Origin of the sequence: Mesomycoplasma ovipneumoniae ATCC 29419, assembly GCF_028885435.1 — a bacterium.
GTDB lineage: Bacteria > Bacillota_I > Bacilli_A > Mycoplasmatales > Metamycoplasmataceae > Mesomycoplasma > Mesomycoplasma ovipneumoniae.
This window is the reverse complement of record NZ_CP118522.1, coordinates 14,407-30,538: the sequence shown is the minus strand read 5'-3', so window position 1 is coordinate 30,538 and position 16,132 is coordinate 14,407. Positions and strand designations below refer to the sequence as shown.

The window sequence follows — 16,132 nt, the reverse complement described above, 5'->3', positions numbered from 1 at the left end:
TTGGTTTTAAAAAGGTCTGAAATTACTTATTAATTTCAGAAACAAGCTTATTAATTCGAGCTTGTTGATCTTTGTCCATTTCTGGAATTTCTAATGTTTTACGAACATCAGTGGAGTTTGCTGTTTTTTCCTCAAAATGTTTTTTTGCATCTTCGATTGCTTTATTGGCTAAAGTTTTATCTGAATCTGGTAGGGTTGAATCGGCAATGTCGACAAATTTATCCTTATATCCAAGTTTTACAAATGCATTTTTTTGAGATTGAACAAATCCGCCTAAATATTTTGAACTTGATTTTTTAGTATATAGATCGGCAAGAACTGAAAAAAGCGAATATCCTAAATTTTTCAAAATTGATGTGAAAAATCTTCTTGTTGCATTTGTATAAACAAGTGACTGATCAGTATCAACCCCTATTAAAAAACGATCATGATCTCCTGCGGCAATATCTGCAAAAACACCCGTTAGTGGACCGGCCACTGCTAGCAATGTTGAAGGAGAACCATTTGCCGCTAAACCTTCAAGTGTTTGTTTGCTTGTTGCATTGACAGCAAAATTTGTATCTAATTTGATTGTATTAGCGGTAATTTTAGTTTTTTTGGTAGGATTTGCGGCATTATATGCCTTAATTCCGGCCAAATATCCAGCAATAAAGTCAGTAACAGCGGCAAAAGCTCCACCACCTACAGTTATTGCAGAACGTTTATTTGCATCATTTGGATATTTAGCAGCTAAAAACGCTGCATTTGCATAACCTGCAAGATATCCTGCTTCTTCAGATTTATAATTTAAACGGATGTATTGACCTTGTGGAATTACATCATCCAAACCAGGTAAGTCAATTCCAATAACAATTATTTTTTTACTAGTAAATGATTGTTTATTTTCTGGAATAGCAAGTCAAGATTGTAAAGCTTCATTATGTTGAAATCCAGAAAGAACTCAAATGTTTTTATTTGTGTTAATTAAGGAATTATATTTTTGTGATAAACTATCAGTACTGCTATCAATGGAGGTGATTTCTCCGCCTGTTATTGCAGCCATTTGTTGAATCGCCTCTCAACTTGACTGATTAAAAGACTTGTCAGTAACAGTTCCATCAGCTGTTACAATTGCCATATTCATTGCAAAATGTTTGGAAGGATCTGCTTTTGCTGCACTTATTTCAGCTTTACGGGATGAAACTAATTCAGAAATCTTGGAAACATCGCTAATGCTTTGTGTTTGGCCTGAACCTGGGTTTGTTGGTGTTTCAGGAGTTTTTTTAGTTCCCTCATCATTTGAGTGACCATTACCGCAACTAGCAATAACTCCAATTACAGAAATTGGCATAACTAAACCTAGTTTTAAAAACTTGTTTCACTTAGTTTTCATATTCTCCTCTTGGGTTTAAATAATGTTTTTTGTTGTTTTTTTATTATATCATAAAAAAACACATTTTTTTGCTTTGCTAACAAAAAAATGTGTTTGGGTTATTTTTGATATTTTTCTGGGAATTTTTCTTGCATTGTTTTAAGAAAATCTTCTTTTGAATAATGGTGAAAATCTTCATAAAGTTTAGTGCAAGTTTCAAATTCTTTAATTGCCTCATCAAGAGAGATAAATTTTGAGACTTTTGTAATTCCGGGGCGTTTTCAATTTTTATAATTGCTAAAAAAATAATGAATTGAATCTAATCACTCCTGAGGTAGATCGTCCATTGAATTAATATGATCTAAACGATAGTCATCATGATGAACTGCAATTAATTTTGTGTCAATTTCACCGTCATCTATCATTTCAAGGGCGGCTAAAACTCTAGCATTTAATTGTGATCCAGGTAAAAATTTTTGGCTAGAATAAACTAAAACATCTAATGGATCGCCGTCTCAATCTAGTGTCTCAGGAATGCTTCCATAGTTAGCTGGGTAAACAAAATCACCACGAAGAATTCTATCAACAACTAATTTTTTAGTTTTGGGGTCAATTTCATATTTAATGTTCGAACCTTTGTCAATCTCAATATCAACTAAAATTACTTTTTTTTGCATAAAATCCTTAAAAAATATTTGAAAATAGAGCTAAATTATATATTTTAACGTCTGTTCAAAAATCTTAATATGTGCAATACTAAACGAAGGAAAGAAATATATAAACTAAGTGCATTTCAGATTGCTAATCTTAAAAAAACACGTTTAATTTCTGTATGACTATTGTAACTGGCTAAAATTGTAGATGCTTGATTTCTGATGCTTCAAAACTCATATCCGATCATTCCTAATGTAACTGTAATACCAACAAATGAGTATAAGGTGTCTACGAATGAAGAAAAAACAAAATAGGAAACAATTAAAAGAATTAATTCAATAAAAAGACCAATGAAAATTAAAGGTAGTAATTTACCAAAATTAATAACTTGGAAATAACCTAAAATTCCAATTAGGGCCATTAAACCACCAGCACCACCAACTGCAATCATTATATAGCTACCTTGTCCTAAGGCTATTTGATAAGCGAAGATCATTGGAATAAGGAAAGAATTAGCCATTACAAAAACAAAAAAGAGCAAAACAAGAACGATTGTTGGCGGGTTATCGGCTAATGCTCATTTACCTATATAATATGACAGTCCAAAATTTACTGCAATAAGTAAAAGAAAAAATAGTAAAAGACCAGTAAACCTTGATGTAATACTGTGAAGCATTCTTACATAAGCACCAAATAATGAGTCTATTGATAAAATTGCAAACGTAATTAAGCCAACAAGTAAAATTGCAACCCCTAATCACATAATGGAAAAAGACAACAATTTATTTGTTAGTTTTTTTGTAGCTTCGTCTGCTCGGCTATAAGCACGTCAGTCTTTGCGGTCAAAAATAATTCTATTGAGCATTTTTCACTCCTTTTTCTAAAATTTTATTAGACTTGACAAGCCAATAGTTTAGGCCTGCTTTTGTTCTAATAATATTATACTCTTTTTTTAGAATTTTACAAATTTCTTGCAAACTTAATTCAGGATTTTTTTGCCGGATTTCAAAGAAAATTAATTCTTGGTCGCTAAATTGCGATGTTAGATTGTATTTTTTAATTAAATTTCATTTTTTAATAAAGTTTGTTGATGATTCACTTATCTTTTTGGCATTTTTTATGTCAAAATTTGTGATTCTGTTAGCGTTAAGGTAATGATCGCGTTCAATTCTCAAAATTTCTAGTTTTGAAGCTTGTTCAAGTGCGCCGATAGCCATTAAAAAATAAATTATTTCGTTAACTTTTTTTAAGTAAATTTTTAAGCGGTTCTGATAAAAAATTTGCTTAAAAGTGAACTCTAATTGATTCTGGCGCAAAATATTTAAAACTTTTTCACATTTTGATTTATCCAAAAATGAAATTTCAAGGTGGTAAGATTTTGACCCTAGCGGTGAAATCGATCCTCCTCCTATGAAAAGTCCGGCAAAAAAATATTGAATATTCTCAGGTGTTTTATCAATTTTAATTAATTTTTTCTCAATACAGATCCAATTTTTGTTTTTTCTAGTTTCTGAAAAAAACAATTGAAATTTTTGAAAAATATCAATTAATCGAGAATTAATTTCATTTTTGTTGATTCTTAGTATAAAAAAGTTTGGATCATCATCGAGTGATGATGAAAAAATTAAACCTTTAACTAAGGAATTAAATTTTGGTCGAGTTAGTCGATTTGCTAAAATTTCAAGTTTTGCTTGTTGACTGAAAGTCATAATTTAACTCTTTTTGGGCTATTTTTAAGCGTTTTTTGGCTTATTTTAACTATTTTTTGTTATTTTACTGTTTTTTTATTTATTCAAGAAAATAAAAAAAACAGTAACTCCCTATTTTCCTATTTCTAGTATCGTCGGCGTAAAAAGGCTTAACTACTGAGTTCGGAATGGGTTCAGGTGATCCCTTTTGCTATTGTTACTGTTATGTTTATAATTATATCACAAAAAAAATTTTTTTGCAAAATATTTTTTTTTTTTTTTTTTACAGACAGGAAAACTATCTAGTTAGTTCCTTAATAAATGCATTTGTGAGTTCTTGAGAGATTGATTCTTGGTTTGCAGAATCTACAGAATCATAAATTGCTAGACCACGAACAGTTACTGTAGATTCATTTTTTGGGTTTGGACCTAAATAGCTTCAATCAAGGTGACCATTATATGTATCACGGAATGTGTCTTCTAAATTTAAATTAGATACAATTTTTTGAGACAATGGGTTACGAAATGAACTTAAAGTAAATGTGTAATTAGCATCTTTTTTAGAGATAGTTAAGAATAATAAGTCATCTTCTTTAAGTAAATCAAAATTAGCACTTTGATTAGTTAAATTGATGTTTTTTTGTGAAAAAATATCAAAACTTAGCGGTGCTGTGGTGCTTTTTTCAAGTTTAGACTGTTTAATTTCAAAAAGTCCAGCTGCATTACCTTGAACACCAGAAATTAAACCAACTACTGGGTGGGCGGCTTCACCTGAGGCAGCATTAGAACCGTTTTGGTCTAGACCAATTACTAAAGTCTCTTTATTATTAGAATCAACTTTTGAAATAAATAAGCCTTTACCTTCTTTAGATGAAAGTAAATGAGTTTTTTTGTTTTTAGCAATGTTTTTTAGGCTAAAAGCTAACATTACAACACCATTTTTAAGCGCGGGTTGATTATCTTTTCCTAAAATTACAGCCTTGTTTAGTATAATTCCATCTTCTGGGGTAGCGGTATTTTGAACTGGAGTTGAAGGAGCGGCGGCGGCAGTTTCGCTAGTTTGAGTAGTTTCCGCAACCGGCATTGAGGCTGGCATTGAAACTTCTTCCTCTTGCTCTTCAGGCTCTTCTGTTTCTTCACTTGTTTTACTATTTAGTTCAATTTCAACGTCAGTTCGATTTAATGATGAAATTTTTGAAACTTCTCCATTTTCAGTTTTTTGATTTTTTCTAAAATCAAAAAGAAGTAGCGGATTATGTTTAACTAAGTAATCATAAGATTGATTGTCTTCAAGATTTTGAATTGAAAAAATTAATTTTGCTGGTTTTGATGTAGTTTCTCCAGTTGTTTTTGGAGTAAAACTCATAACTACATCAATTTGGCTGTTAGAATTTTTAACAACATCATAAGAAATATCAGAATTTTCTGATTGTGGATAGTTAGATTTTTGTAAAAATGACCAGAGTTTAATACCTAAACCATCTGTAACTTCAGTTTTTTCTGGTGTTTTATCTTTTTCAGGTGTTGTGGTTGTTGTTTCTTGAGGTGGATCTTGAAGAGCAGATGCTTGTACAGGGGTTGCAGCAGTAGTTACTGCAGGAGCCGTTGTAGAAGTGGCAGCACCTGTTGATGCACCAGTTGTTGCTTGGGAATTTCCTTCAGTTGAAGTTGAACCTTGAGCTGGAGTTGAATTTGAAGCCGGAGGTGTAGTTGAAGTTTGATCTTGTGTTGATTTTTCTTCTTTTTTATCTTTTTCTTCAGATTTTTTCTCACTTTGAGAAAACATTGCTGAATATTTTTTATTGTATTCTTCTAATTTAGCAACATCTTCTGGTTGGTATCCGTGATCTAAGAAATAAAGTTTTCTAGCTACTTGATCAAATGTTTTTTGATTTTTAGCATCTTCAACAACTTCTGAAACTAGAGATTTAACATATTCTAAAGTTAATTTTGGGCCATTAGGATTTTCCTTGAATTCAAAAGTTTTAGCTAGAGGATTAAAATTTTGAATTTTTGGATCTTGAAAGTCAATTTTGTCAAGATTTGAAAAGTCAATTTGTGAATTTTGTTTTAGAGCGGAATTTAGAAGTTTTCGCTGATTTTCATCATAATCAAGTTGAACTTCAAGAGTAGATTTTGAAGAACCAAGATCAACTAAAACAAATTTAGAGTCATTTCCTTTTCCTAAACTGGCAAGTGAAGATTTAAGAACTTCCGGATAATTTGACTTAACAAATTCACTTTCAAGGTAAGGTGCTTGAATATTTAGTTGTTTTTTTATTTGAAAATCAACATCAAAAGAAACCTTATTTTCTTTTAAAAGTTTATCTTTTTGCTCTTGGGATAAATTTTTTGCTAAATCAATTTTGTTAATTTCAACAAAATAACCATCAAGTTCAGGAATTTGGATTCTATCAGACTTTGAATTGAAAAAAGTACTAAAATCTTGGCGGTTTATTTCAACTTTGTCATCATTAGCTTGTGAATTTTGCCCTGGATCTTGGAAAAGTTGGGTTGAAACTTGATTATGTCGTCCAATTTGTTGAGAGTTTTGCGTAATTTTACTCAAGAGTGCTGCGAGATTAACGGGCTTATTATCGGTGTAAATAGTTTGAGCCAAACTTTGATTATCTTTGACAAGCGCTAGTTGAACCAAAGGTTTTAATTGAACTAAATCACTAAATTGTGAAAGAATTTGTTTTTCAACATCTTTTACATCAACGCTTAATTTTTTAATTCCTAAAATTGGGAAGTCAAATTCCTTGACAATTTTCCCGGTTGGGTCAATTAGCTCAAAAGAAATTGAAAGAGTACCAACTTTATCGTCATGATTTTTGAAAACCAAGTTTTTAACATTCATTAAGCTATCAACTCTTTTGGTGTCTGAATCACCTATCATAACCATTTTTTCTTGTTTAGCTTTTTGGTTTTCAACTGTTTTTGGAGACAAAACATAACCTTTTTCCAAAATTGTTGGCAAACCTAATGTGTTAACTAAATTATAAGTTAAGCCATTTTGGAATAAAGCATCAGAAAATGCTTGAGATTTTGAGCGTGATATTTTGTATGAAGCTTGAAAATCATTGTCAAGTTTAAAAGCAACTTCTGAAGCTGTCAATTTAGAACTTTTTGCTGCAGAAAGTTCTAAATTTGATTTTTCAAGATCAATTTGGAATCCAACTAAATCACCATCAGACTTATCACTTTGAGCAAAACCTTTAAGGTCAACTTGTTTTGAATAAGTAAGTTTAAGTGGATCTGAATGAGCATAAACTACAACATTTTTCACTTCAGTGCCTGATGGATTTGCTTTTTCAATGTCTAAAACTACCCGGAAATTATGTTTTGTTATTGGACTAAAGTCATATGCATTTAAAAAATTAAATGCATATGAAGGATTTTTAGCCAGTGCAAGGGCTGTTTTTGCTGATAAATTTTTGTACTCATCGTGCAATTTTAGATTATTAAGGGCATTAATAAAATCTTCCTCGCTAAAAGTTGTCTGAGTTTTTAGACTAACAACCTCATTTTTATCAACATTACCAAAAATTTGTGAACTATATGAACGCTCAAAAATTGTTAGACCAATTGGAACTGCAACAATCGTTGTAAGAATTGCTGTAATCGAAAAACCTGTTGAAATTATTGTTTTTGCATTTTTTATTTTGTTTATTTTATTAAGCATGTCTTTCTACTTTCTAAAAATTATGTGGTTGTATTGGGTTATTTAGCTTGTTGAGCTTGTTTCTGAAGTTGTTGAACTTGTTTGGGTTGCTGAAGTTGTTGAGTTTGCTTCGGTTGTTGCGGCTGTTGCTTCTGAACCGCTTGGATTAGTCATTTCTGAAGCCTCTGGTTTAGCTGGTTCTGGAAGTTTTTGAATTCTAATTTGGAAATTAAGTTGAGATTTTTCACTACTTTGAGTTGAATTTTCGGTAGATTCAGTTTCACTTTGAACTTTTTTTGTAACTTCAAGGAGAACTATTTTTGTTGTGTCAGGATGGAAAATATCTTTTGTTTCAGATTTAACACTAAGGACTAAATTTGGATCTTGTTTTTTAATAATTTCTTGAATTTCTTTAAATTCTTTTGTTTCTTCAAAAGCTTTTTTTGAAGCTTGATCACCACTAGTTTGGGTAGCTATTTTTTCAAATTCAGCTTTTTCATATTGAATCAAAGAATAAGAAGGTGGAATACTCAAAACTGCTTGATTTAGGGTCTTTTTTTCTTCAGATTGTTTTTGATCTATTTTAGAAACTAATATTTTTAAAGCTGTTTTTGGACTTTGATATTCTTCAACCTTAGTTTCTTTATTGAAAATTTTGTAATAATAAGTAAGATTGTACCCTTCAGATCCGTCCGGAATATCGGTTCCTGTTGAATAATTTGCTGCTCCAGTTTGTTTTTCAAAAACTATTTGATAATCTAAACCTGAACTAACTTTTGCTCAAGCTCTAAAATTATTAAGTTCTTTAGCCTTAACATAAAATGCAAGTAATAAATCTTTTAAATTTGTCAGTTTTTCTGTTTTTGTTGAATAAAAATCTTTCACTAATTCTTCAACAGGTTTAGCGGCTTGTTGAGTTTGGGTAGTGTCGGTTGAAACTAATGCTAAGACTCCACCGCCTGAACTTGAATTGTTATTAGCTTGATTAATTTTTTTAGTGTTTTCGCGAATATCTTTGTAGATATCTTCGGCTGTGCTTGTGTTTGTTGAAGAATCTTGTTGAATTTTTGCTGGACTTATTTTGTTAAGTTCTTCAAAAATTTTGTCATCATCACGGTTGTCTTTGAATTTATCAGCGATAGTTTTTGGTAAAAATAAGTTAGAAATTCAACCTCTTTTATCGAAAGTTTTAACATGACCGTTAAAATCCAGACCCATAATGTTAGACTTAGATTTAAATTTTATACCTTCTGCAGTTCTAAAAATGTTACCTTCTTTAATATCATTTACATTTATTTTTTCATTAGGATCAATTAAGTTTGCTGATTTTGCAATCTCAAAAAGATATTCTAAAATTTCAGTTGGCTCCATACTTAATAAATAAGCATAAAAAGCAGCAACATCATGCTCGTTTGTGAAAAATTTCTTAGACTTTAAAGATTTAATTCCAAAGTGTGTGCTTGTTTGATCATCAGATTGAAAATCAGAAAAATCATGTAATTTAGGGAACTTTTGATTTCCTGTTCATGATTTTAGCATTGATTCATGAGGATTAAAGTCATATCCATACTGGAACTGATTTGATAAAATTTGCTTTAATTCTTCAGATTTTTGATTATCGTTTTCAATTAATTTTTCTAACTCAGTTTTGGAAATAAATGAAGTTGCGGTTACAATTTTTTCTTCATGAATTTTAGGTTGAGTTGATGAAGTGGTAGTAGAAGAAGTTTGTTCTGGTAAAGAATTAATAAAGTAAAAATCTTGACGATTTTTGTCAAGTTGATGAGTTGTACCAGTTGTTCCATCATTTTGTTTGAAATATTTTATTTCAAAAGTTTCTTTTTTTGATTTTAATAGTCTAGGATTTTTATCACCAAAAAAACTTGAATAAAGGTTAATATTTACCGGAATTTCAAGAGTACTTGATGTTGCTTTTGCACGATTAATATCAAGCTGAAAATCAACTCCTGACACTTTTTTTTGTGAAAAATATGGAGAAAATTCGCCAAAATCAAGAGAAATCGGATTTATTAAAAGATTATCTTCGATGGCTTTTACAACAGATTTAGATTGATCTTGATTTGATTTATATAGATCTTTATTTATTTTTTCTAAAAATTCTATCGAAGTAGTCGAATTAACGGTAAGTTTGTTAGCAAATTGTTCAAAACTGTCGGTTTTTGTTTCAGGAGCGGGAACTTGTTCTGAGGATTCGGGTTGGGGTTGACCACCTTCAGCTCCTTGTGCTTGAACTCCATCTTGTGCTTGAGCTTGCCCTCCATTTTGTGCTTGGTCTCCGTTTTGTGTTTGTGTTCCTGTTTGCCCTTGTCCTTCTTGTTGTCCTTGCACTTGCTCTTGAAATAATTGGACTGAATTTACTTGCTGAAGTTGTGCTAATGGCTCAGAAGTTGATGAAGAAAGTGAACTAGCCGCAACAGTTGTAGAGGTTTGTGCAATTTGCCCAGGAGCAACTTTAAAATCAAGAAAATTTAATTTTCTGAGTGAAATTTTAGATAAAATGTCATCTAAATCAGCAAAATAAGTTGCTTTTTTTACTTGTTTTTCGCCAGATTCATCGGTTTTTCCTTCATTATTTGCATCTTGACTTGATTCAGAACCTGAACTAACTTGGGGAACTAAGTCAATTTTTTCAATTAACTGAGCGTCCTCAATGTTGAAATTTTTAAGCTCAAATTTTGCATCATCAGTCAATTCAGCTTTAACTAAAAAACTTGGAACTGAGTTTGAATCAACTGAAATAAAATTATTTGTTCCAGGATGTTTTTCTAAACTAAAATTGTAAATTGTTCCTTGTTTAAAAGGGAAAGAATTATTTTGATCAAAATTTAACTCGTTAATTATTTTTTGAAAATCCGGGAAATATTGAGATATTTTTTCAACTGCCTCAAGTTGAGTTCCAGCTTTATTAACATCAGCGGCAAAATCCTCAACACGGGTTAAGGATGCGATTTTTTGATCAATTAAATTAGGACTTGAAAAATTGGAGCTAAATCCTGTTCTTCTTAAATTTTGGATGTTTTCTTTGAAGCTTTTAGTAATTTTTTCTAAATTGGAATTAAATTCGGCAAGAGCAAATTGTGAACGTTGTGCAAATGAAACTTTTTTAGAAATAATTGTTGAAAATGCTGTGTGATTATTGTCAATTTGGTGTTTTGCGCGGAAACGAAGCTCAAAACTTTGATCATTATCGTTTGGAATTAAGTCAACAAACTCTAAAAATGGTTTATTTGGTGCAAAAGTTGGCTCAAATTTGCGTAGTTTGGAGTTAACTTGTGTGTAAAAAGATATAAATTTATTTAAATCTGTGCCTGCTAATAATTTTCCACTGTCGTCAAAAAGTTGTGCTTTTATTTGACTATATGTTGTAGAATCATCAAAGACGTCGGATTTAAAGGCAACATTTTGGATTCGAGAAACTAAATTTTCTAACTCAGCTCGCGGATTTTCTCCTGTATAGCGAATTCGAGTTACAAGTCCAATCGTTGTCGCAAAAATAGCAACACCACCAACAGCGGTCAGTGCTAATATTAATGAATTTTTGTTTTTTTCGTGCATCCTTTCTCCTTATTTATTTTTGTTTATAGATACATAATTATATCATAAATCGCTGTTTTTTATATGTTTATATGTAATTTTAGGCAAAAAAATTCATTTAAAAATGATTTTATTCTTAAAGATTTTTTAACCATTCAGTCAAAATCAAATTTACTTTTTTAGGATCAGCATTACCTTTTGTTTTTTTGATTAATTTACCTATCAAAATTTTAAATAATTTTTCTTTATTGTTTTTATTTTGCTCAATTTGACTAGTTTCCTGACTAATAAGTTCAGCCAAAAGACTTTTAATCTCGTCATCAGATAATTTTTTGTCCAAAATTGTTTTAATAATGCTATCAAGTTCTAGGTTAGGTTCGTTATTTTTTATTTCAATTATTTGTCGAAAATCACTGTTAGTTATTTGATTTTCTAACAGTTTTTTGACTGAATTTCCAAAAAAATCAGAGTCAATATTAAGTTGGTCAAAGCCGTTTTTGTTAATAATTGGAACTATTTCAGCAAAAAATAATTTAACACTTTGGGATCAATTTTCTGGATTTGAATTTTTTAAAAAAGTTCAAAATTCAAAATTATTCAAAATTTGATTAATATAAAATGTAGAAACACCGTGTTTTTCAAGGTTTTTTTGGATTTCTAAAGGACTAAGCGGGACTTGGATAGAGTCAATAAATTCTTTTGTCAATTCAATATAAGGTAAATTTGGCTCAGGAAAATATTTATAATCTATGGCATCCGTTTTGGTTCTCAATGTTTGATTTTTTATTAGTTTATCATTAAATTTTTTAGTAACTTGAGAAACTTTTTGACCTTTTTCATAAGTATTAATTTGCTCTTCAATTTCAAGTTGGGCGGCTTTTTGGATGTTAGAAATTGAATTTATGTTTTTAATTTCAACTTTTGGGTTAAAAAATTCTTGATTTTTTTCACGAACTGAAATGTTTATGTCAGCCCGAAGTGAACCATTTTCTAGTTTTGCATCAGAAATACCTAAAAATAAAGCTAATTTTCTGATTTCATCAACATATTGAGCAGCTTTTTCGGCCGAATCTAGCACCGGATAAGTAACTATTTCAATCAAAGGAACACCACAGCGATTATAGTCAAAAAATGTCTGATTTTCTTTATGAATTTGCTTGGCCGTGTCTTCTTCAAGGTGAATTCTTTCAATCAAAACACTAAAATCGCCAACATTTATTGAACCATTTTTTCCAATTGGATAAAATTGCTGGGTAATTTGAAAACCTTTTGGCAAATCAGGGTAAAAATAATTTTTCCGGTCAAAAGCTAAAACTGACGGAATTTCCATTTTTAAGGATTTTGCTAAAATTATTGCTTTTTCGACAGCTTTTTTGTTTATTTTTGGCAATGTTCCAAGATAACCTAAGTCAAAAAGATTAAAAAATTTATTAGGTTGACCACTTGAATTTGGCGAATTTGAGAACATTTTGGCCTTTGTATTAAGTTCTAAGTGAATTTCGACCCCAATAGTTACTAAATATTTATTATTCAACATTAATGTCACCTATTTTTTCTTCAATATAAAGTGAAAAACCTAATAAACTTGCATCAGAATTAATTTTTGAATCAATGGCTAGATTAAAAGGTAAATTTTTGTGTTTTCCTAATGGGATTGTTATCGAAGGATTTCCGACTAAATTAGAAATTGCAAGTATAAAATTGGTAATTTGGTCACTTTTTTCACTGTTTTTTCCAAAAACATCAGGTGCAACGCCATAAAAAGCAGGGAAAAGCACTATATCAAACTGATTTAAAAGTGATTCATAATAATTTTTAATTAGGGTTCTAATTTTTTTTGCCTTAATGAAAAAATGTTCTTGATTTTTCTGCTCAAGGAAAAAAGATCCTCAAATCAGTCTTTTTTGAAGCATAAAGCCAAATCCGTCTGTCCTTGTTTTTAAGAAAATATCTTCTCATTTTAGATTTTTGTCTGTATTTCCAAAAGTTAAACCGTTTATTGCTGACAAATTTGAAGTAGCCTCTGAATAAGAAATAATTTCATAAACTGGTAAAATTGTTTTTAGTAAATTTAAATCAGGGATGATGTTTTCAACCAAAACGCCCTCAGATTGTAAAATATGCTGTAATTTATAGAGTTTTTCTTTAACATAAGATTCAATTTCGTCATCAAAATTCAAGAATAAAACTTTTTTTGGCTTAGTTTTTTCAACTTTTTGAATCTCAACTTCAACAGAAGTTAAGTCATTTTCATCTTGGTCAAAAACAGTTTGAGAAACCAAAATCGAATCACTAACATTGTGGGTAAGTCAAGCGACTGTGTCAAGAGAAGTTGCATAAGCAAACAAACCGTGACGAGAAACGGCTCCATACGAAGGCTTAAAACCGACTTTTCCGACAAAACTAGCCGGTCTTCTTATTGAATCACCAGTGTCTGAGCCAATTGCAAAATGGACAGAGTCAATTGTTGCCGCACTTCCTGAAGATGAACCACCAACTAACTTGGTTTTGTCAAGTGGATTTAAAATTTTACCAAAAAAAGAAAAAAGACCTTTCCCACCCAGACCTAATTCGTCGTTATAAACTTTAATTAATGGCTGAGCTCCTTGATCAATTAATTTTTGAAAAACTGTTGAATTATATCCAGGTCTAAAATTAATAAGCGAATTTGATGAACCATGTGAGACTCCTTCAACGGTGGCAAAATTTGATTTTATGCTAAAAAACATGCCTGACAATATTCCCTTTTTTTGATTTTTTAGCTCAAAAAAAGAAAAAACAGCATTATTTTCATCTTTTTTTAATTTTTCAGTCGCTTGGTCTATATTTAGTTCAAATTTAGTCATCAATCACCTTTTTGGTTATAATTTCATTTTGATTTGCATGGACTGAATTTGTAAAAAGTTGAGATCTAAAATCAGAAAAATTTGGCTCATCATCGAATAAAATTTCAATTCCTTTTGGAAAAGAGTTAATTTTTTCCAAACTAGGAACGTCTTTTGTATCAAAAGTATGCAAAAAATTAATTCGTTCTAGCATTTGATCTTTTTCTTGTAAAACGGTTTCAATTACTTTTTCACTAGGAACAAAATAAAGCGATTTTGCAAGTTTGATTATTTTTTCTCTATCCATTTTACCTCCAATTTTGTTATTTTAATTTATGTTAAATTTAAAATTATACTAGAAATTAGGGTTTAATTTGAATTTTAAATAAAAAATGATGAAAGTCTATGGTTTTCATCATTCTGGTTTTGAGACAAATTTTTTGCCGTTTAAATAAGATAAAAAGCCGTCTAAATTATCGAATTTTAAAGAAAATGAATGCAAAAATAAGCGATTTTTTTGCTCGCCATTGTATTTTTCATCGCCAAAAATTGGAAAACCTAAGTGTGATAAAGTTACTCGGATTTGATGTTTTTTGCCAGTATGTAAAATCGCAAAATTTCTGTTATTTTTAGAAAAAAATGTCGTAGAAATAAGCTGACATCCTGCTTCATTTTTGCAAACTTCCATTTTTTTATTAAGGTCATTTTTCCTTATAAAAAGATCGGTTTTTATAGGTTTTTTTAGCTTTATCTTTGATTCGAAGGTATAAATTTTCTCAAAAAATTTCTGCTTTTTATTAAGTTCAACAACACTTTTATAGTTAAGTCCGTATAAAATAATTCCAGATGTTTTTTTATCAAGCCGACCAACATGTGAAGGCATAAAAACGTCGGTTTTCTCTAATTTTAAATAATTTCAAACGGCTAAATCAAGGTTTCTGTCACCACCATGAACCTGTAAACCCTTAGGTTTTTCAACAATCAAAATATTTGAATCTTGATGAATTATTTTTAAATTTGTCTTTATTTTAGGCAACTTTTTTTGATTTTGAACTTCTTTTTTAGAGTTAAAAATCAAAACTCTGTCACCTAAAGCCAGCAAATATTTTTGTGATTCAGGCTTATTATTAACTTTAATTTTTTTATTACGAAAAAGCTTTTGAATTTCGTTGTAATTGAAATTCAAAAGCAATTTTTTGACTAATTGAATAAGTTTTTGGCCTACTTGATTTTCAGATACGCTAAATTCTATCATCCAAATTATGCTTGATTTTCTGAACCAAATTCGACAATTTTAGCCTCAACAAGTTCTTGGATCGCTTTTGTTCCTGGGGCTAATAATTTTCGAGGGTCAAAATTTTTGCCTTCTTTAATTTTTCCAGAAACAACAAAATCTGTTACAGCAGCCGCGTTGGCCTGTTGAAGTTCAGTGTTTACGTTAATTTTTGCAATTCCTAATTTGATTGCTTTTTGAATTTGATCTTTTGGAAGACCGCTACCACCATGTAAAACAAGTGGAAGTTGAGTTTTTTCAGAAATTTTGTCTAAAACATCAAAGTCTAACGATTTTCAACTAGGTGGATAAACACCGTGAATATTACCAATTCCGGCAGCCAGGCAAGTAATTCCAGTTTTGGAAATTTCGTATGCTTGATCAACGTCAGCAATCTCGCCATTTCCGACAATTCCGTCTTCTTCACCACCAATTTGGCCAACTTCAGCTTCAACTGTTGCATTTTTTGAATTTGCAAGTTCAACAATTTCTCTTGCTAGTTCTAAATTTTTTGAAAATTCTTCTCTTGAGCCATCATACATAACTGAAGTAAATCCTGTCTCAAGCGCTTTTTTGCAAGTTTCAAAACTTCCATGATCCAAATGAAGCGCAACAGGGACTGTTATTTCTAAAAATTCAATTAAATTTGTCACTAAATTATAAACGGTTTTTAAACCTCCCATATATTTTAGCGCACCTTCTGAAGTCGCGATTATTAAAGGAGATTTTTTAGCTTGCGCACCAAGAAGTGCGGCTTTTGTTCATTCAAGATTATTTATGTTAATATGTGGAATTGCGTATTTGTTTTTACGGGCTTTTTCCAACATTGCTTTTGTATTTTGTAGATTCATTTTACACCTTTAAAAAAATAAATTAAATTAAAATATCACTTCTAAGGGCTCAGTAATTATTGCCCAAAGCAACAAAACTACCATCAATTGTTAATAATTTATAGAGCTCACCTCTTTTTAAAGTTAAAATTTTATCTGTGGATAAGTTAGGTAATTGATTTTCTCATTTTGACATCAAGGCCACCTGAACTTCAAGAAAAATGTCGCTAAAATGGGCAGATTCTCGGTTTTTTAGAAAATTTATTGCTATTGAAATTATAGTTTTCATCTT

General features: G+C 30.4%; 12 protein-coding genes and 1 rRNA gene. All 13 read right to left on the bottom strand.

The window, feature by feature from the left end; all coding sequences use genetic code 4:
• Positions 1-22: 22 nt before the first annotated feature.
• Entirely contained in the window at positions 23-1,372 is a 1,350-nt protein-coding gene (locus PWA39_RS00125; RefSeq protein WP_069099141.1) for a BMP family ABC transporter substrate-binding protein, read from the bottom strand.
• A 98-nt stretch (positions 1,373-1,470) separates the two neighbouring features.
• Entirely contained in the window at positions 1,471-2,028 is a 558-nt protein-coding gene (locus PWA39_RS00120; protein WP_069099142.1) for an inorganic diphosphatase, read from the bottom strand.
• A gap of 44 nt (positions 2,029-2,072) precedes the next feature.
• Complete coding sequence (locus tag PWA39_RS00115; protein ID WP_069099143.1) at positions 2,073-2,870, bottom strand: MAG0110 family membrane protein; 798 nt, start codon at positions 2,868-2,870, stop codon at positions 2,073-2,075.
• A complete protein-coding gene (gene whiA / locus PWA39_RS00110) occupies positions 2,860-3,714 on the bottom strand; it encodes a DNA-binding protein WhiA (protein WP_211264763.1) in 855 nt (284 codons plus the stop codon). Before whiA ends, PWA39_RS00115 begins: the two co-directional genes overlap by 11 nt.
• Before the next feature lie 98 nt (positions 3,715-3,812).
• Positions 3,813-3,918, bottom strand: a 5S ribosomal RNA gene (gene rrf / locus PWA39_RS00105).
• 73 nt (positions 3,919-3,991) lie between these two features.
• A complete protein-coding gene (locus PWA39_RS00100) occupies positions 3,992-7,378 on the bottom strand; it encodes a P110/LppT family adhesin N-terminal domain (RefSeq protein WP_069099145.1) in 3,387 nt (1,128 codons plus the stop codon).
• A 42-nt stretch (positions 7,379-7,420) separates the two neighbouring features.
• Positions 7,421-10,933: a P97 family adhesin gene (locus PWA39_RS00095; protein WP_069099146.1), complete on the bottom strand. Its 3,513-nt coding sequence runs from the start codon at positions 10,931-10,933 to the stop codon at positions 7,421-7,423.
• 115 nt (positions 10,934-11,048) lie between these two features.
• Positions 11,049-12,449 carry an Asp-tRNA(Asn)/Glu-tRNA(Gln) amidotransferase subunit GatB gene (gene gatB / locus PWA39_RS00090; RefSeq protein ID WP_075949629.1) on the bottom strand — a complete coding sequence of 467 codons (1,401 nt, stop codon included), beginning with the start codon at positions 12,447-12,449 and terminating at the stop codon, positions 11,049-11,051.
• On the bottom strand, positions 12,439-13,758 hold the full coding sequence (locus PWA39_RS00085; RefSeq protein ID WP_069099147.1) for an amidase family protein: 1,320 nt from the start codon (positions 13,756-13,758) through the stop codon (positions 12,439-12,441). Before PWA39_RS00085 ends, gatB begins: the two co-directional genes overlap by 11 nt.
• Positions 13,751-14,044, bottom strand: a complete 294-nt coding sequence (locus tag PWA39_RS00080) for a glutamyl-tRNA amidotransferase (RefSeq protein WP_069099148.1) — start codon at positions 14,042-14,044, stop codon at positions 13,751-13,753. Before PWA39_RS00080 ends, PWA39_RS00085 begins: the two co-directional genes overlap by 8 nt.
• A 96-nt stretch (positions 14,045-14,140) precedes the next feature.
• Positions 14,141-14,992: a pseudouridine synthase family protein gene (locus PWA39_RS00075; protein WP_069099149.1), complete on the bottom strand. Its 852-nt coding sequence runs from the start codon at positions 14,990-14,992 to the stop codon at positions 14,141-14,143.
• Between the two features lie 5 nt (positions 14,993-14,997).
• Complete coding sequence (gene fba, locus PWA39_RS00070) at positions 14,998-15,861, bottom strand: class II fructose-1,6-bisphosphate aldolase (protein ID WP_069099150.1); 864 nt, start codon at positions 15,859-15,861, stop codon at positions 14,998-15,000.
• 22 nt (positions 15,862-15,883) lie between these two features.
• On the bottom strand, positions 15,884-16,129 hold the full coding sequence (gene rpoE, locus PWA39_RS00065) for a DNA-directed RNA polymerase subunit delta (protein WP_044284293.1): 246 nt from the start codon (positions 16,127-16,129) through the stop codon (positions 15,884-15,886).
• Positions 16,130-16,132 lie beyond the last annotated feature (3 nt).